This window comes from Paraburkholderia sp. Ac-20336, assembly GCF_017105025.1.
Taxonomy (GTDB): domain Bacteria; phylum Pseudomonadota; class Gammaproteobacteria; order Burkholderiales; family Burkholderiaceae; genus Paraburkholderia.
The window spans coordinates 22,825-40,033 of the sequence record NZ_JAAGPS010000069.1 but is presented as its reverse complement, the minus strand read 5'-3'; the positions used below and the strand labels follow the sequence as shown (position 1 = coordinate 40,033).

Annotated in this window: 15 protein-coding genes; all 15 read left to right on the top strand. The window is 64.2% G+C overall.

Features of this window, described 5'->3' with window-relative positions; genetic code table 11:
- Window positions 1-377 (top strand): DUF4115 domain-containing protein (locus tag GXB81_RS19590; protein ID WP_205990098.1); only part of this gene is annotated, 377 nt, incomplete at its 5' end.
- 85 nt (window positions 378-462) lie between these two features.
- Entirely contained in the window at window positions 463-1,779 is a 1,317-nt protein-coding gene (ispG, locus tag GXB81_RS19585; RefSeq protein WP_167044939.1) for a flavodoxin-dependent (E)-4-hydroxy-3-methylbut-2-enyl-diphosphate synthase, read from the top strand.
- A 21-nt stretch (window positions 1,780-1,800) separates the two neighbouring features.
- The gene (hisS, locus tag GXB81_RS19580; RefSeq protein ID WP_167044942.1) at window positions 1,801-3,138 is read left to right on the top strand and encodes a histidine--tRNA ligase; all 1,338 of its coding nucleotides are present in this window, start codon (window positions 1,801-1,803) and stop codon (window positions 3,136-3,138) included.
- Between the two features lie 66 nt (window positions 3,139-3,204).
- Window positions 3,205-3,834, top strand: coding sequence for a tetratricopeptide repeat protein (locus GXB81_RS19575; RefSeq protein WP_167044945.1), 630 nt, complete (start codon window positions 3,205-3,207; stop codon window positions 3,832-3,834).
- Window positions 3,835-3,912: 78 nt separating this feature from the next.
- Window positions 3,913-5,058, top strand: a complete 1,146-nt coding sequence (gene bamB / locus GXB81_RS19570; RefSeq protein WP_205990097.1) for an outer membrane protein assembly factor BamB — start codon at window positions 3,913-3,915, stop codon at window positions 5,056-5,058.
- 513 nt (window positions 5,059-5,571) lie between these two features.
- Complete coding sequence (der, locus tag GXB81_RS19565; protein ID WP_205990096.1) at window positions 5,572-6,909, top strand: ribosome biogenesis GTPase Der; 1,338 nt, start codon at window positions 5,572-5,574, stop codon at window positions 6,907-6,909.
- 207 nt (window positions 6,910-7,116) lie between these two features.
- Window positions 7,117-7,353, top strand: coding sequence for an RNA chaperone Hfq (gene hfq, locus GXB81_RS19560; RefSeq protein WP_006051315.1), 237 nt, complete (start codon window positions 7,117-7,119; stop codon window positions 7,351-7,353).
- A gap of 58 nt (window positions 7,354-7,411) precedes the next feature.
- Window positions 7,412-8,599 (top strand): GTPase HflX, encoded by a 1,188-nt coding sequence (gene hflX / locus GXB81_RS19555; RefSeq protein WP_167044954.1) that lies wholly within the window; start codon window positions 7,412-7,414, stop codon window positions 8,597-8,599.
- A 49-nt stretch (window positions 8,600-8,648) separates the two neighbouring features.
- On the top strand, window positions 8,649-10,061 hold the full coding sequence (gene hflK / locus GXB81_RS19550; protein ID WP_205990095.1) for an FtsH protease activity modulator HflK: 1,413 nt from the start codon (window positions 8,649-8,651) through the stop codon (window positions 10,059-10,061).
- Between the two features lie 12 nt (window positions 10,062-10,073).
- Entirely contained in the window at window positions 10,074-10,976 is a 903-nt protein-coding gene (locus tag GXB81_RS19545; protein WP_167285505.1) for a protease modulator HflC, read from the top strand.
- Window positions 10,977-11,019: 43 nt separating this feature from the next.
- Window positions 11,020-11,211: a DUF2065 domain-containing protein gene (locus GXB81_RS19540; RefSeq protein WP_167044963.1), complete on the top strand. Its 192-nt coding sequence runs from the start codon at window positions 11,020-11,022 to the stop codon at window positions 11,209-11,211.
- A 269-nt stretch (window positions 11,212-11,480) separates the two neighbouring features.
- A complete protein-coding gene (locus GXB81_RS19535) occupies window positions 11,481-12,632 on the top strand; it encodes an ATP phosphoribosyltransferase regulatory subunit (protein WP_167285506.1) in 1,152 nt (383 codons plus the stop codon).
- 263 nt (window positions 12,633-12,895) lie between these two features.
- Window positions 12,896-14,242 carry an adenylosuccinate synthase gene (locus GXB81_RS19530; protein ID WP_167044968.1) on the top strand — a complete coding sequence of 449 codons (1,347 nt, stop codon included), beginning with the start codon at window positions 12,896-12,898 and terminating at the stop codon, window positions 14,240-14,242.
- A gap of 18 nt (window positions 14,243-14,260) precedes the next feature.
- Window positions 14,261-14,830, top strand: coding sequence for a phosphoribosyltransferase (locus GXB81_RS19525; protein WP_205990094.1), 570 nt, complete (start codon window positions 14,261-14,263; stop codon window positions 14,828-14,830).
- A 338-nt stretch (window positions 14,831-15,168) separates the two neighbouring features.
- Window positions 15,169-17,055 carry a potassium transporter Kup gene (locus GXB81_RS19520; RefSeq protein WP_167044970.1) on the top strand — a complete coding sequence of 629 codons (1,887 nt, stop codon included), beginning with the start codon at window positions 15,169-15,171 and terminating at the stop codon, window positions 17,053-17,055.
- Window positions 17,056-17,209 lie beyond the last annotated feature (154 nt).

The window sequence follows — 17,209 nt, the reverse complement described above, 5'->3', positions numbered from 1 at the left end:
CCGTGACGGCGGCGACGGCTGCCGCGCCGGCGGCGGGTTCGCAGGCGGCACCGGCTGCCGCAACGGGCGCAAGCGCGCCGGCAGCGGTCGTGGCGGGCGCATCGGCGCCGGCCGTGGCGCCCGCGCCGGGCGAAGCGGTCGTCGCGCTGCGCGTAACCCAGGATAGCTGGTTCAGCGTGCGCGACAAGGACGGCAAGGAACTGTTCTCCGGTCTCGTGCATGCGGGGGACCCGAAGCAGGTGACGGGTGTTGCGCCGTTCAAGGTGACGGTCGGCAACAAGGCTGGTCTCGAATCGCTGACGCTCGACGGTCAGCCTGTCGATCCGGCGAAATATGCGGCAGCCAGGGGCAACGTGGCGCGTTTTGCGTTGCCTTGACAGATACGGTGTGCGCCGCGGCCAACCGGTCCGCGGCGCTTTTTCAATTCAGGCGCTGCGTTTTTGCGTAGCGTGTGCGGCGTAAATGGGTTTTTCGATGCAATCCGAAGCTCAATCCCAATCCAGTAGCAAGATCGTTTCAGACGAGCCGGTGTTCGGCGGTTCCGCGATGCGGCGCAAGTCGCACGCGGTCAACGTCCGTTGGGGCGGCCAGCTCGTCACCATCGGCGGCGACGCGCCCGTGCGCGTGCAGTCGATGACCAACACCGACACCGCCGACGCGATCGGCACCGCGATCCAGATCAAGGAGCTGGCGCAGGCCGGCTCGGAACTGGTGCGCATCACGGTGAACACACCGGAAGCGGCGGCGGCCGTGCCGGCGATCCGCGAGCAGCTCGACCGCATGGGCGTGATGGTGCCGCTCGTCGGCGACTTCCATTACAACGGCCATCTGTTGCTGCGCGACTATCCTGGCTGCGCGGAAGCGCTGTCGAAGTACCGCATCAACCCGGGCAACGTCGGGCACGGCGCGAAGCGCGACACGCAGTTCGCGCAGATGATCGAGGCGGCGGTCAAGTACGACAAGCCGGTTCGCATCGGCGTGAACTGGGGCAGTCTCGACCAGGACCTGCTCGCGAAGATGATGGACGAGAACGGCTCGCGCGCCACGCCGTGGGAAGCGCAAAGCGTGATGTACGAAGCGCTGATCCAGTCGGCGATCGGCTCGGCCGAACGCGCGGTCGAACTCGGCCTCGGGCGCGACCAGATCATCCTGTCGTGCAAGGTCAGCGGCGTGCAGGACCTGATCGCGGTGTACCGCGAACTCGCGCGCCGCTGCGACTTCGCGCTGCATCTGGGCCTGACCGAAGCGGGCATGGGCTCGAAGGGCATTGTCGCGTCGACGGCGGCGCTGTCGGTTCTGCTGCAGCAGGGCATTGGCGACACGATCCGTATTTCGCTGACACCGGAACCGGGCGCGTCGCGCACCGGCGAAGTGATCGTCGGCCAGGAAATCCTGCAGACCATGGGGCTGCGTTCGTTCACGCCGATGGTGATCGCGTGCCCCGGCTGCGGCCGCACCACGAGCACGCTGTTCCAGGAACTCGCCTCGCAGATCCAGACCTATCTGCGTCAGCAGATGCCGGTGTGGCGCGACCAGTATCCCGGCGTCGAACAGATGCACGTCGCGGTGATGGGCTGCATCGTCAACGGCCCGGGCGAGTCGAAGCAGGCCAATATCGGCATCAGCCTGCCGGGCTCCGGCGAAAACCCGGCCGCGCCGGTGTTCATCGACGGCGAGAAGGTGAAGACGCTGCGCGGCGAGAACATCGCGCAAGAATTCCAGCAAATCGTGAGCGACTACGTCGAGCGCCGTTATGGCCGCGCCGACGCGCTCAACTAAATAGCGGCGATCGAAATACAGATGACTGAACAGAAGAAAAAGCTCGAGAAGCTGTCCGGTGTGAAGGGCATGAACGACATCCTGCCGCAGGAAGCCGGGCTCTGGGAATTTTTCGAAACCACCGTCAAGTCGATGCTGCGTTCGTACGGATACCAGAATATCCGCACGCCGATCGTCGAGCATACGCAGCTGTTCACGCGCGGTATCGGTGAGGTGACCGACATCGTCGAAAAAGAGATGTACAGCTTTACCGACGCATTGAACGGCGAAAATCTGACCATGCGCCCGGAAAACACGGCGGCGGTCGTGCGTGCGTCGATCGAGCACAACATGCTGTACGACGGTCCGAAGCGCCTGTGGTACGTCGGCCCGATGTTCCGTCACGAGCGTCCGCAGCGCGGCCGTTATCGGCAGTTCCATCAGGTCGGCGTCGAGGCGCTCGGCTTCGCGGGTCCGGACGCGGACGCGGAAATCATCATGATGTGCCAGCGCCTGTGGGATGACCTCGGCCTCACCGGCATCAAGCTCGAAATCAACTCGCTCGGCCTTGCTGAAGAGCGCGCCGCGCATCGCGTCGAACTGATCGCGTACCTCGAAAAGCACATGGACGTGCTCGACGAAGACGCGAAACGCCGTCTCTACACGAACCCGCTGCGCGTGCTCGATACGAAGAACCCGGCGTTGCAGGAAGTCGCGCAGAACGCGCCGAAACTGATCGATTTTCTCGGCGAAGAATCGCGCGCGCACTTCGAAGGCCTGCAGCGTCTGCTGAAGGCGAACAATCTGCCGTTCACGATCAACCCGCGTCTCGTGCGCGGTCTCGATTACTACAATCTGACCGTGTTCGAGTGGGTCACCGACAAGCTTGGCGCGCAAGGCACGGTCGCGGCGGGCGGCCGCTACGATCCGCTGATCGAGCAGCTGGGCGGCAAGCCGACGGCGGCGTGCGGCTGGGCGATGGGCGTCGAGCGCATTCTCGAATTGCTGAAGGAAGAGAACCTCGTGCCCGAAGACGAGGGCTGCGACGTGTACATGGTCCATCAGGGCGACGCGGCGCGCGAGCAGGCCTTCATCATCGCTGAGCGTCTGCGCGATACCGGCCTCGACGTGATCCTGCATTGCAGCGCGGACGGCCAGTCGGCGAGCTTCAAGTCGCAGATGAAGCGCGCCGACGCGAGCGGCGCCGCGTTCGCGGTCGTGCTCGGCGAAGACGAGATCGCCAACGGCACGGTCGGCGTGAAACCGCTGCGCGATACGTCCAACGGCGGTAAGAACGAGCAACAGAACGTGCTGGCCGAAGACTTGACCGAATATCTAATCAATGCGATGGTTGCAACCGCCGAAGACGGCGACGACTGATCGCGATGTCGTCGGGCCGGCTGGCTCGACACGCACACGTAGCAAGAAAGAGGAAATCGCCGGGCGATGAGTTACCACGACGAACAAGAATCGATTGAAAGTCTGAAGGCATGGTGGAATCAGTGGGGCAACGCGACCACGTGGATCGTGCTGGCGGTATTGTTGGCGGGTGCGGGCTGGAACGGCTGGAATTTCTGGCAGCGACGTGAGGCAGCGCAAGCCGCGGTGCTGTATGACCAGGTGCAGCAGGCCGTGGCAGCAGGCGACAAGGACAAGGTCACCCGCGTGGCCGCCGACATGGAAGACAAGTTCGGCCGCACCGCTTACGCGCAGATGACCGCGCTCGGTGCCGCCAAGGCGCTCTACGCGGCCGGCGACGAAGCTGGCGCGAAGGCGCAACTGCAATGGACCATCGATCACGCGAAGGACGACGAGTTCAAGCAGATCGCGAAACTGCGCATGGCTTCGCTGCTGCTCGACGACAAGGCTTACGACCAGGGTCTCGCGCTTCTCGCCGAGCCGCAGTCGGATGCCTTCAAGGGTATCGTGGCGGACCGCCGCGGCGATCTGCTCGCTGCTCAAGGCAAGCACGACGATGCGCGCGCGGCCTACAAGATCGCGCTCGACTCGCTGTCGAAGAGCGACAGTTCGGCGCGCCAGTTGATCCAGTTCAAGCTCGATGCGCTCGGCGGCTGAGCGTCTTGCGCGACGCGCCGTGAGCCACGACCGCAAGACGGTTTCCTTTAATTAATCTCCTGAATGCTTCGTCCACCGATGAATCTGCTGAAACGTTACGCTGTGCCCGTTATCTGTGCGATGGCCGTTCTCTCGCTGGCGGCTTGCTCATCCACGAAAGACGTGCGCCGTGTGCCGACGCCGCTCACCGAGTTCAAGCCTGTGCTCGACGTGCAGCAGTCCTGGTCGGCGAGTGTGGGCAAGGCGGGCCGTTACCTGTTCTCGCCGGTCGCGGTCGGCAATGCCGTGTACGCCGCCGGCGCGAACGGCACCGTCGCGAAGATCGACGCGCAAACCGGCAAGGACGTGTGGCGCACCAAGCTGCACGACGACCTCTCGGCGGGCGTCGGCAGCGACGGCACGCTGACGGCGGTCGGCGGCCTGAAGGGCGACGTGTACGTGCTCGGCGCGGACGGCAAGGAACTGTGGACCGCCAAGGCGCCCGGCGAGATCATTTCGCCGCCGCTGGTCGGCAACGGCCTCGTGGTCGTGCGCACGGTCGACGGTCAGATCGTCGCGTTCAACGGGCAAACGGGCGAGCAGAAATGGAACTACCGCAACCGCGCGGTGCCGCTCAACCTGCGCGTGTCGTCGGGCATGACGTTCGCGGGCGACGCGGCGGTGCTGGCCGGTTTCCCGGGCGGCTCGTTCTCGGCGATCAATCTGCAAACGGGCGACAACTACTGGCAAACGCCGGTGTCGTATCCGAAGGGCGTGACCGAAGTGGAGCGCATCAACGACGTGACGGGCCCGCCCACGCTGGTCGGCTCGCAGACCTGCGCGGTGACGTTTCAGGGCCAGATTGGCTGTTTCGACGCGAACTCGGGCCGCTCGCTATGGAGCAAGGCATTCTCGAGCACGAGCGGCCTCGCGCAGGATGATCGCAGCGTGGTCGCCGCCGACGACTGGTCGGTCGTCTCCGCGTTCGACGGGAGTAATGGCTCGGTGCTGTGGAAGAACGAGTCGCTGAAGAACCGCGATCTGAGCGTGCCGATGCTGCTCGGCCGCGCGGTCGTATTCGGCGACTATCAGGGTTACGTGCACTTTCTGTCGAACACCGATGGCGCGCTCGTCGCACGCATGAAGACCGACGGCAGCGCAATTAGCGCGGCGCCGGTGCTGGCCGGCGACACGCTGGTCGTGCAGACACGCGACGGCGGCCTGTTCGGTTTCCGCCCGCGCTGATCGCAGGGCATGCTGTTTGGCGCGCAGGCCGGTTTTGCCGGCCGCGCGCGTTTTAACTGAGAGTCGGGCTGGGAATCTGGCTGAAAAGCGAGGTTTGAACCGGCGCCTGAACGTGCTGGCGAGTGTCGGGCGCCTTGGGTCGATGGATCGGTCTGTTTGCCGGGTTGCTCGCGCAGACTCAAAAGAAGAAATCCGCCGGACGGGCTGGTCCGGCAAGTCGGATCGGAAGCTGTCCCGCTCGTCATGCGCGGTGGCTCGCGCGCCTCTTTTGCGGCATCGTGAAGAAGAGCGCGATCGCATGCGCAGGCGAGCCGTTGCGCAGCGAAGTCTGAATCCGGCGGCTCCCTGGTGCCGCCCGCAGCCCACCGCCGTCCGCCCGGATGCGCCTATCGAACGCACATCCGGAGCTGGCTGAATTCGTGATAATTTCGTCAAAACGCCGCCGCGCGGCGGCCTGACGTCGCTACGCGTGCGATCGGCTCCGATCCCGCGTTTCACCGTGAACAATATCTGATGAAACCCGTTATTGCCCTCGTCGGGCGCCCCAATGTGGGGAAATCCACGCTGTTCAACCGCCTCACGCGCTCGCGTGACGCACTGGTTGCCGATCTGCCAGGTCTCACGCGCGATCGTCACTATGGCGAAGGGCGCACCGGCGAGCGGCCGTATCTGGTCGTCGACACCGGCGGCTTCGAGCCGGTCGCGAAGGACGGCATCCTGCACGAGATGGCGCGGCAAACGCGCCAGGCGGTCGAGGAATCGGACGTGGTCGTGTTCATCGTCGACGGCCGCAACGGCCTCGCGCCGCAGGACAAGTCGATTGCCGACTATCTGCGCAAGGTCGGCCGGCCGATCTTCCTCGTCGTCAACAAGGCCGAGGGCATGAAGTACACCAACGTCGCCGCCGATTTCTACGAGCTCGGCCTCGGCGACCCGCGCGCGATTTCGGCGGCGCACGGCGATGGTGTTACCGACATGATCGACGAGGCGCTCGCAGTCGCCTACGCCGGTCAGCCCGAAGAGAGCGAGGAAGGCAAGGAAGCGCGCGGCGTGAAGATCGCGATCGTCGGCCGGCCGAACGTCGGCAAGTCGACGCTGATCAACGCGCTGGTCGGCGAGGAGCGCGTGATCGCGTTCGACATGCCGGGCACCACGCGCGATTCGATCTATGTCGACTTCGAGCGCAACGGCAAGCCGTACACGCTGATCGACACGGCCGGTTTGCGCCGCCGCGGCAAGGTGTTCGAAGCGATCGAAAAGTTCTCGGTCGTGAAGACGCTGCAATCGATCTCGGACGCGAACGTCGTGATCCTGCTGCTCGACGCGCGCCAGGATATCTCGGACCAGGACGCGCACATCGCCGGTTTCGTCGTCGAGCAGGGCCGTGCGCTCGTGGTCGGCGTGAACAAATGGGACGGCCTCGATCCGCATGTGCGCGAGCGCACCAAGGGCGATCTCGAGCGCAAACTAAAATTTCTCGACTTCGCCAAATTCCATTTCATTTCCGCCGCGGAAAAAACCGGAATCGGGCCGCTGATGCGCTCGGTCGACGACGCCTACACGGCCGCGATGTCGAAGCTGCCGACGCCGAAACTGACGCGCGCGCTGATCGAGGCGGTCGAATTCCAGCAGCCGCGCCGTCGCGGGCCGGTGCGTCCGAAGCTGCGTTACGCGCACCAGGGCGGCCAGAATCCGCCGATCATCGTGATTCACGGCAATGCGCTCGATGCGATTACCGATACCTATAAGCGTTACCTGGAAAACCGCTTCAGGGAAACTTTCAAGCTGATGGGCACTCCATTGCGAATAGAGTTCAGATCCTCGACGAACCCTTACGCGGACAAAGGCTAAAAGAACGCCGGGTCTCGCGGCGAGCCGGAGCCAGGCCTCGCCGCGAAGCCGGGAGCAGAGCCTGAAACCCGCGTGCGTGCTGGGTTTGGCCGAATGGCTAGGCGCCGCGCGTGGAAATGAAAATCAGCTATAGTGTAGCGGTTGGTGGCGGATCTCTTTTTCTTCGTCGCCAATTCAGTCAACCTGCAAAAAAATACGGAGTTTGCTATGAGCAACAAAGGGCAATTGTTACAAGACCCGTTTTTGAACGCACTGCGTAAAGAGCATGTGCCGGTGTCGATCTATCTGGTCAACGGCATCAAGCTTCAAGGGAACATCGAATCGTTCGACCAGTACGTCGTGTTGCTCCGGAATACGGTCACCCAGATGGTCTACAAGCACGCTATCTCGACAGTCGTGCCGGCCCGTCCGGTGAATTTCCACCCGGATTCCGAACAGTCCTAACCCTCGCCGCGGCCGGCACGATGTCGCCCGTTGGCGATTCTCTTCCGGCCGCGTCATTTTGATACCCTCCAATTTGATCAATGCAGCGCTTGTTGGCATCGACTTCGGCAAGATCGATTTCGAAGCCAGTCTCGAAGAACTCAGCCTGCTCGCGCAAAGCGCGGGCGCGAATCCCGTAGTCACCCTCACCGGACGCCGTTCCAGTCCCGACGCGAAGATGTTCGTCGGCAGCGGCAAGGCGGAAGAACTGCGCCTTGCGTGCGAAGCGAACGACATCGAACTCGTGATCTTCAACCATGCTCTGGCGCCTGCGCAGCAGCGCAATCTGGAGCGGGCGCTTAACCGGCGCGTGGTCGATCGCACGAGTCTCATCCTCGATATTTTTGCGCAGCGCGCCCGCAGCCACGAAGGCAAGCTGCAGGTCGAACTCGCGCAGCTGCAATATCTGTCGACCCGGCTGATTCGCGCGTGGACCCACCTCGAACGCCAGAAGGGCGGTATCGGTTTGCGCGGCCCCGGCGAAACGCAGCTCGAAACCGACCGCCGGCTGATCGGCGAGCGCATCAAGGCGCTCAAGATCCGTCTCGACAAGCTGCGCCGCCAGCATGGCACGCAGCGTCGCGCGCGCAATCGCAACCAGACGATGTCGGTGTCGCTCGTGGGCTATACGAACGCGGGCAAGTCCACGCTCTTCAACGCGCTGACCAAGGCGCAGGCGTACGCGGCCGACCAGCTGTTCGCGACGCTCGACACGACTTCGCGGCGCGTCTATCTCGGCGACGAAGCGGGGCAGGTCGTCGTGTCCGACACGGTCGGCTTCATTCGCGAATTGCCGCACCAGCTGGTCGCGGCGTTTCGCGCGACGCTCGAGGAAACCATTCACGCCGATCTGCTGCTGCACGTGGTCGATGCGTCGAGCGCGGTGCGGCTCGACCAGATCGACCAGGTCAACGAGGTGCTGCACGCGATCGGCGCGGACACGGTCCGGCAGGTGCTCGTGTTCAACAAGATCGACGCGGTGCCCGAGCTGGCGGCCCGTGGCGAGGCGGTCGAGCGGGACGAGTATGGTAATATTTCGCGCGTCTTTTTGAGCGCGCGCACGGGGCAGGGGCTTGATACGTTGCGCGCAGCCATCGCTGAAATCGCTACAGCCGAACCGCTTGCCGACATGCCGTTCGACCCGTCGGAAGACATCCGTACGACAGAACCGCGCGAGAACCACAAGATTCCAGAACTCGGGCACTGACCCGTTCCAATTGCACTGATCCGCTGTCTACTCTGGTGAACGAACACAGGTGAACGATTACAACGAGCGGAGTATCTGGCTGCGTATGCGCGCCTTGCTTTCACTGAACGATCCGCGTTGGGGCCGGGGCGACGGCAATGGCGACCGGCAGCGTCCGAACGATCCAAAGCGTCCGGCTCGCGACGGTGAAGGTCCGCCCGATCTCGACGAAATGTGGCGCGATTTCAACCGCCGCTTGAGCCGGATGTTCGGCCGCAAGGGCGGCGGTGTCGGCGGCGGCCGTCCGGACAACGGGCGTGGCGCACGCATCGGCGTCGGCATCGTGATCGGCGTGTTGATCGCGATCTATCTCGGCAGCGGCGTATTCGTCGTGCAGGACGGTCAGGCCGCCGTCGTCATGCAGTTCGGCAAGTATCGCTATACCGCGGGGCAGGGCGTGCACTGGCGTCTGCCGTATCCGTTCGAAGCGCACGAGTTCGTCAACGTCGGGCAGATCCGCCAGATCGAGATCGGCCGCAGCAACGTGGTGCGTCTCGCGAACGTGAAGGATGCGGCGATGCTCACGCACGACGGCGATATCGTCGACGTGCGCTTTGCGGTGCAATACCAGGTGCGCAAGCCGACCGACTTCCTCTTTCGCGGTGTCGATCCCGACCAGAGCGTGGCGTATGCCGCGCAGGCGGCGGTGCGCGGCATCGTCGGCGCGCAGAGCACCGCCGATCTCCTCGCTCAGGATCGCGAAACATTGCGTCAGCAGTTGATGGCCGCGATCCAGCAATCGCTCGACCAGTACGAGTCCGGTCTCGCCGTGACGGGCGTGACGATCCAGAGCGTGCAGGTGCCCGAGCAGGTGCAGTCCGCGTTCGAAGACGCCGCTCGCGTGCGCGACGAAAACGAGCGCGCGAAACGCGATGCCGAGGCCTATGCGGCCGATCTGCTGCCGCGCGCGCAAGCCGACGTCGCGCGTCAGATCGAGGACGCGAAAACCTATAGCCAGAATACGGTGGCGCAGGCGCAGGCCGAGGCCGAGCGCTTCGGGCAGGTCTACGCGCAATACTCGAAGGCGCCTGCCGTGGTGCGCTTCCGCCTGTACATGGAAACCATGCAGCAGATTTATTCGAATGCGACCAAGGTGTTCGTCGACGCGAAGAACGGCAACAACGTGCTGTATCTGCCGCTCGACAGACTGGTCGAACAGAACCGCGAACGCCAGGCAGCGGCAGCGGCTGCAGCCGCTTCGGCCGCCACCGCTGCGAGCGCGCCGCCGGCGGCGAGCGCGGCGGATGGGGTCGCCGCTTCGGCTGCCTCGGCTCCGGCCGATACCGGCGCCTCGGCCGATACCCCGGCGGCTTCGCCGGCTTCCCCTGCCGCCGCGGCCACGCCCGCGAGCCGGGCCGCCGGTGTGTCGCTGCGTTCGCGCGAAGCCTTCCGCAATCGCATGCGCGAAGACGACGTTCAATAAGGAGCGCGATACATGAACAGAATCATTGCGCTCGTCGTCGCGGTCGTCATCGTGCTGCTCGCGGCTTCGTCGATGGTATTCGTCGTCGATCAACGCCATATGGCCGTGCTGTCTGCGCGCGGCGACGCGGCGCCCACCCTGCTTGGCCCGGGTCTGCACGTCAAGCTGCCGCCGCCGCTGCAAACGGTCACGCTCGTCGACAATCGCATCCAGTCGCTCGACGCGCCGGACGAAGATCATTACGTCACGTCGGATAAAACCGAACTGCTCGTCAACCCGGTCATCAAGTTTCGCGTGACCGATCCGCTCAAGCTGGTCGCCGAAACGAAGGGCGACGTGCAAAGCCTGCCGGACCGGCTCGCGCTGCTGTCGCGCGGCGCGCTCGGCGACGCCTTCGGCAAGTTCACGCTGTCCGATGCGCTTGCCAAACAGCAGGCCGTCGCCGACGAGGCGCGCGGCGCGCTCGATAAGGGCGCGGCATCGCTCGGCGTGTCGGTGGTGGACGTGCAGCTCACGCGCGTGGATTTTCCGGCGGCCATGGCCGACTCGGTCTTCAAGCGCATGATCGCCGCACGCGAACAGGCCGCAGCCGACGAACGCGCGAAGGGCACGGCGCAAGCGGACCAGATCCGCGCGGACGCGCTCGCGAAGCAGCAGGCGGTGCTCGCGGACGGTCTTGCGCAGGCGCAGGGCATTCGCGGCGAAGGCGATGCGAAGGCCGCGGAAATCGCCGCCGAGGCGTTCAACAAGGACCCGCAGTTCTACCAGTTCTATCTGAGCATGCAGGCGTACCGGAAGACCTTCAAGCCGGGCGATCTGATCGTGGTCGATTCGAACAGCGAGTTCTTCCGCTTCATGCGCAGCCCGAGTGGCGGCGCCGCTCCGGACGCTGCCGCGCCGCCCCGCAAACGCTGATTACCGAAGGCCGCGGCATCCGCATCGCGGCCACTTCATTCGCATGGACATAGCCGGCTCGTTACTGCTCGCGATCGCCTTGATGCTGATTATCGAAGGCATGTTTCCCTTCGTTTTTCCGGCCGCCTGGCGCGACACGTTCCGTAAAATAGCGGAGCGGCCACCGCATCACATTCGTGTCGGCGGACTCATCGTGATGCTGCTCGGGCTGATCCTGCTGCTTATCGCGACCTGAAGTAACGGAAGTTTTGCAGGACGTCTGCCGCGCGAGCGGCGGCGCACGAAACGCGGCGCGTCAGCCTCGCACGCCGGCCATGCCGCCGTCCCGTCGATTCTCGCTTGCGAAACGGGCGCGCTAAGGGACCTAACGAGGGACATGACGGGGGGTCGCCGAGCACCGCCCGAACGCTTGCCCCAGCCGCCAGAATCGAGCCGCTGGACGCCATTCACACTCACTTACCCGGCGCTTCAAGACGCCGTGTTCAACGCCGTAGGACTGTATCGATGTCGACCTGGTTGCTTCCCGAGAATATTGCCGACGTGCTGCCGTCGGAGGCCCGCAAGATCGAAGAATTGCGGCGTCATCTGCTCGATCGTTTTCGCTCGTACGGCTACGAGATGGTCATGCCGCCGCTGCTCGAATATCTCGAGTCGCTCCTGAGCGGCGGCGGCCACGATCTGAACCTGCGCACCTTCAAGCTCGTCGATCAGCTGTCCGGCCGCACGCTCGGCCTGCGCGCCGACATCACGCCGCAGGTCGCGCGTATCGATGCGCATCTGCTGAACCGTCAGGGCGTCACGCGTCTGTGCTATGCGGGCAATGTCGCGCATACGCGGCCGCGCGGTCTGCACGCGACGCGCGAGCAGATCCAGATCGGCGCGGAAATCTACGGTCATGCCGGTCTCGAAGCGGACCTCGAAATCCAGCAACTGATGCTCGACGCACTGCGTCTTGCCGGTCTCGACAAAGTGCGCCTCGACCTCTGCCATGCAGGCGTGCTCGCCGCGCTGATCGAAGCCGAGCCGGCCGCGCAAGCCCTGGGCCAGGCGCTCTACGACGCGCTCGCGGGCAAGGACGTGCCGCGTCTCGTCGAGATGACGGCGCAATTCTCGCCGGTGATTCGCGACGCGCTGCGCGCGCTGCCCACGTTGTACGGCGACGCGTCGGTGCTCGAGGAAGCGCGCGCGCGTCTGCCGAACTCGCCGGCCATCGCCCGCGCGCTCGACGACCTCGCGTTCCTCGCGAGCCAGGTCGAGGGCGCCGAAGTGATGATCGATCTCGCCGATCTGCGCGGCTACGCGTATCACAGCGGCGTGATGTTTTCCGCCTACGTGGACGGCGTGCCGAACGCGGTCGCGCGCGGCGGCCGTTACGACCACGTCGGCCAGGCCTATGGCCGCGCGCGCGCGGCAACCGGCTTCTCGCTCGATCTGCGCGAAGTCGCGCGCATCTCGCCGATCGAAGCGCGCAGCAGCGCGATCCTCGCGCCGTGGCGGCATGACGAGGCGCTGCGTGTCGCGGTCGCCGCGCTGCGCGATACGGGCGAAGTCGTGATCCAGGCGCTGCCTGGCCACAAGCACGATCTCGATGAATTCGCATTCGATCGCATGTTAGTCGAGCGCAACGGCGCCTGGGTTGTCGAACCGCGCGCTTGAGGCATACCTGAGCCGTACCTGGGCGGCGCCCGAGAGCCGTCGCCTGGGTGCGTGCCGGCCAGACCTGTCCAGGGCTCGTCCCCGCGTGCGCCACAGGGCGGCGAAGCCTCCACCAGAACCCGGCGCGGCAAGGCCGCTGCAAGCTGCCGCGCAACTTTCCCCATACTCAACATAACGTGCATGCCGTTGAGCGGAAACGGAAAAATTCCGGAAGCTTCCGCGAACCTAGGTAGAATACGTTTTTAACCAGCTTACGAAACAACATGTCTGCCAGCGCAGTGAATGTGAACCCCGGGCGCAACGTCGTCGTCGTGGGTACCCAGTGGGGTGATGAAGGCAAGGGCAAGATCGTCGACTGGCTGACGGACCACGCTCAAGGCGTCGTTCGCTTCCAGGGCGGTCACAATGCCGGTCACACGCTTATCATCGGCGGCAAGAAAACCATCTTGCGTCTGATTCCGTCGGGCATCATGCATCCCGGCGTCGCGTGCTACATCGGCAATGGCGTCGTGTTGTCGCCGGAAGCGCTGTTCAAGGAAATCGGCGAGCTCGAAGCCGCCGGCATCGACGTTCAGAAACGTCTGTTCATTTCCGAAGCCACCACGCTGATCTTGCCGTACCACATCGCGATCGACCAGGGCCGCGAAGCGCGCCGCGGCGCGGGCAAGATCGGCACGACCGGCCGCGGCATCGGCCCGGCCTACGAAGACAAGGTCGCGCGCCGTGGCCTGCGCGTGCAGGACCTGTTCGATCCGCAAGCGTTTTCCGAGCGTCTGCGCGAAAACCTCGACTATCACAACTTCGTGCTCACGCAGTACCTCGGCGCCGCCGCAGTCGACTTCCAGCAAACGCTCGACACGATGCTGAGCTACGCCGACCGTCTGAAGCCGATGGTCACCGACGTGTCGCGCCGTCTCTACGACGTCAACGCCAACGGCGGCAATCTGCTGTTCGAAGGCGCGCAGGGCACGCTGCTCGATATCGACCACGGCACCTATCCGTTCGTCACGTCGAGCAACTGCGTCGCGGGTGCGGCGACTGCCGGCGCGGGCGTCGGTCCGCAAAAACTGAACTACATTCTCGGTATCACGAAGGCGTACTGCACGCGCGTTGGTTCGGGCCCGTTCCCGAGCGAACTGTACGACGCCGACAACGCCTCGCGTCAGGACCCGATCGGCCTCGAACTTGCCACCGTCGGCAAGGAATTCGGCTCGGTCACGGGCCGTCCGCGCCGCACCGGCTGGCTCGACGTCGCCGCGCTGCGCCGCTCGATCCAGATCAACGGCGTCTCGGGCCTGTGCATGACCAAGCTCGACGTGCTCGACGGCCTCGATGAAGTGAAGCTGTGCGTCGGCTACACGGTCGACGGCCAGAACGTCGATCTGCTGCCGCGCGGCGCGACCGAAGTCGCGCGCTGCGTGCCCGTCTACGAAATCTTCGCGGGCTGGAAGGAAAGCACGGTCGGCATCAAGGAATGGGACAAGCTGCCGGCCAACGCGCGCGCGTATCTCTCGCGCGTGCAGGAAGTTGCCGGTATTCCGATCGACATGGTTTCCACCGGTCCGGATCGCGAAGAAACGATTCTGTTGCGTCACCCGTTCAAGGTTTGAGTCATGCAGGGTGTACCGATGATCGCGATGAAAGATCCGCGTAACGACGAGAAGAACCTGTGGGTCGGCTGGGACGAGTATCACCGGCTGATCGAACTGCTCGCGCTGACCGTGCACGAGTCGGGCTGGAAGTTCGACAAGATCCTGTGCCTCGCGCGCGGCGGCCTGCGCGTCGGCGACCAGCTCTCGCGCATCTACGATCTGCCGCTGGCGATTCTCGCCACGAGTTCGTATCGCGAAGCGGCCGGCACGGAGCAGGGCGAACTCGACATCGCGCAATACATCACGATGACGCGCGGCGAACTGCAGGGCAATGTGCTGCTCGTCGACGACCTCGTCGATTCGGGCGTCACGCTCGCACGCGTGCAGCAGCATCTGAAGGAGCGCTATCCGGCCATTACCGCGGTGCGCTCGGCCGTGCTGTGGTACAAGGCCTGCTCGAAGGTGAAGCCCGACTATCACGTGCAGTACCTGGCCACGAACCCGTGGATTCATCAGCCGTTCGAGGAATGGGACACGGTGCGTCCGCATAACCTCGGTGCGTGGATCAAGCGCGGCATTGCGCAGGCGCAGGAGTCGTCCCAGTGATGCCTATCCCGCGCCTTACACGTGTTTTACATTCGTGTATCGCGCGGTTTTCATCCAGTGCTCATTGCCGTGTTCATCGCCGTATTCAGAAAACGGAGCCCAGCCGGGCTCCGTTTTTTTGTGGGCGCGGCACGGCGTCGGCTATCCTTCAGCGTATCGCGAAGCCGGTGCGCGAGATGCCGGCCATATGATCCCCAATGCAGCAGACGCGTTCATATCGCAGTGCTACACTGCGCGGACCATCCACGTCGCGTATCCACAACAAGGCGGGCGGCGTCAGATGGGGAGTTTAGAATAGCGGTCGTTTTTTCCGCCTGGGAACGGATCCTCTCGCGTCTATGACAGATAACAATCACGCACACAAGCAGCCGCTGTCTTCCCTTGCGATTGCCGCGATCGGAGTGGTGTTCGGCGACATCGGCACAAGCCCGTTGTATTCGCTTAAAGAGGCTTTCAGTCCGTCGCACGGCATTCCGTTGACCGATCAATCGATTCTCGGCGTGATCTCGCTGCTGTTCTGGGCGATCGTGATCGTGGTCGGCATCAAGTACGTGCTGTTCGTGATGCGGGCCGACAACAACGGCGAAGGCGGCGTGCTCGCGCTGATGGCGCTCGCGTTGCGCTCGCTCGATCAGAAGTCGAAGATGGCCGGCCTGCTGATGATGCTCGGCATCTTCGGCGCCTGCATGTTTTATGGCGACGCGGTAATCACACCGGCCATTTCGGTGATCTCGGCGGTCGAGGGTCTCGAGATTGCCGCGCCGCATCTGTCACACCTGGTGTTGCCGCTCACGATCGTGATCCTGATCGTGCTGTTCTGGATCCAGCGGCATGGCACGGCCACGGTCGGCCGGCTGTTCGGCCCCATCATGGTGCTGTGGTTCATCGTGCTGGCCGCGCTCGGCCTGTGGCACATCATCCAGTCGCCGAGCGTGATCCGCGCGCTCAATCCGTACTACGCCTACACGTTCATGGCCGCGCACGTGCTGCAGGCCTACGTGGTGCTCGGCTCGGTCGTGCTGGTGCTGACCGGCGCCGAAGCGCTCTACGCGGACATGGGCCACTTCGGCGCGAAGCCGATCCGCATGGCCTGGTACATTCTCGTGATGCCGTCGCTGGTGCTCAATTACTTCGGTCAGGGCGCGCTGCTGATGCACGACGCGAAGGCCATCGAAAATCCGTTCTTCCTGCTCGCGCCGGACTGGGCGCTGCTGCCGCTCGTCGTGCTGTCGACGGTGGCGACCGTGATCGCGTCGCAGGCGGTGATTTCGGGCGCGTATTCGCTGACGAGCCAGGCGATTCAGCTCGGCTATGTACCGCGCATGAAGATCCTGCACACGTCGGACCTCGCGATCGGGCAGATCTATGTACCGGTCGTGAACTGGATGCTGCTCTTCATCATCCTGTGCATCGTGATCGCGTTCAAGAGCTCGGATAATCTCGCCGCCGCGTACGGTATCGCGGTGACGGCCACGATGGTGATTACGACCGTGCTCGCGTGCGTGGTGATGGTGAACGTGTGGAACTGGAACAAGCTGCTCGTCGCGCTCATCATCGCCGTGTTCATGGCGGTCGACCTGGGCTTCTTCGGCGCGAATCTGCTGAAGGTCGAAGAGGGCGGCTGGCTGCCGCTCGGCATCGGCGCGCTGCTGTTCTTCCTGCTGATGACGTGGTTCAAGGGCCGCATGCTCGTCAAGGAGCGCACGGCCGCCGACGGTATTCCGCTGATGCCGTTCCTGCAGGGGCTGCTCGCGCATCCGCCGCATCGCGTGTCGGGCACTGCGATCTATCTGACCGGCAGCGATTCGCTGGTGCCGGTGAGCCTGCTGCACAACCTCAAGCACAACAAGGTGCTGCACGAGCGCACGATCTTCCTGACCTTCGTCACGCGCGATATCCCCTACGTGAACGATGCCGAGCGTGTAACGGTCAGGGATATGGAGGGCGGCCTGTGGCTCGTGAAGGCAGCCTACGGCTTCAACGAAACGCCGGACGTGAAGGCGGTGCTGCTCGACGTCGGCCGCACGCACGACATGACCTTCGAGCTGATGGACACGTCGTTCTTCCTCGCGCGCGAAACGGTCGTGCCGACGCAATTGCCGGGCATGTCGGTGTGGCGCGAACGCGTGTTCGCGTGGATGCATCAGAACGCCGCGAAGCCGACGGACTTCTTCAGTATTCCGGCGAACCGCGTCGTGGAATTGGGAACGAAGATCGAGATCTGATTTATCCCGTATCTGACAGGCGGGAGCGCAAACAGAAAACCCACGCATGGCGTGGGTTTTCTGTTTCTGCGCGTCGTTCGCGAGTATGCGGGCATCGAGTTGCCCGTCGCTTGCGACTACGCAAAGAGCGGTGCGAGTCGGGCGAAGCGCGTCC

What these genes read in the sequence shown, in the direction of transcription:
- hfq (WP_006051315.1), top strand. Translation starts at nt 7,117, where the DNA reads ATGAGCAACAAAGGGCAATTGTTACAAGACCCGTTTTTGAACGCACTG.
- bamB (WP_205990097.1), top strand. Translation starts at nt 3,913, where the DNA reads ATGAATCTGCTGAAACGTTACGCTGTGCCCGTTATCTGTGCGATGGCC.
- der (WP_205990096.1), top strand. Translation starts at nt 5,572, where the DNA reads ATGAAACCCGTTATTGCCCTCGTCGGGCGCCCCAATGTGGGGAAATCC.
- GXB81_RS19520 (WP_167044970.1), top strand. Translation starts at nt 15,169, where the DNA reads ATGACAGATAACAATCACGCACACAAGCAGCCGCTGTCTTCCCTTGCG.
- ispG (WP_167044939.1), top strand. Translation starts at nt 463, where the DNA reads ATGGGTTTTTCGATGCAATCCGAAGCTCAATCCCAATCCAGTAGCAAG.
- hisS (WP_167044942.1), top strand. Translation starts at nt 1,801, where the DNA reads ATGACTGAACAGAAGAAAAAGCTCGAGAAGCTGTCCGGTGTGAAGGGC.
- GXB81_RS19545 (WP_167285505.1), top strand. Translation starts at nt 10,074, where the DNA reads ATGAACAGAATCATTGCGCTCGTCGTCGCGGTCGTCATCGTGCTGCTC.
- GXB81_RS19535 (WP_167285506.1), top strand. Translation starts at nt 11,481, where the DNA reads ATGTCGACCTGGTTGCTTCCCGAGAATATTGCCGACGTGCTGCCGTCG.
- GXB81_RS19540 (WP_167044963.1), top strand. Translation starts at nt 11,020, where the DNA reads ATGGACATAGCCGGCTCGTTACTGCTCGCGATCGCCTTGATGCTGATT.
- GXB81_RS19525 (WP_205990094.1), top strand. Translation starts at nt 14,261, where the DNA reads ATGATCGCGATGAAAGATCCGCGTAACGACGAGAAGAACCTGTGGGTC.
- GXB81_RS19575 (WP_167044945.1), top strand. Translation starts at nt 3,205, where the DNA reads ATGAGTTACCACGACGAACAAGAATCGATTGAAAGTCTGAAGGCATGG.
- GXB81_RS19530 (WP_167044968.1), top strand. Translation starts at nt 12,896, where the DNA reads ATGTCTGCCAGCGCAGTGAATGTGAACCCCGGGCGCAACGTCGTCGTC.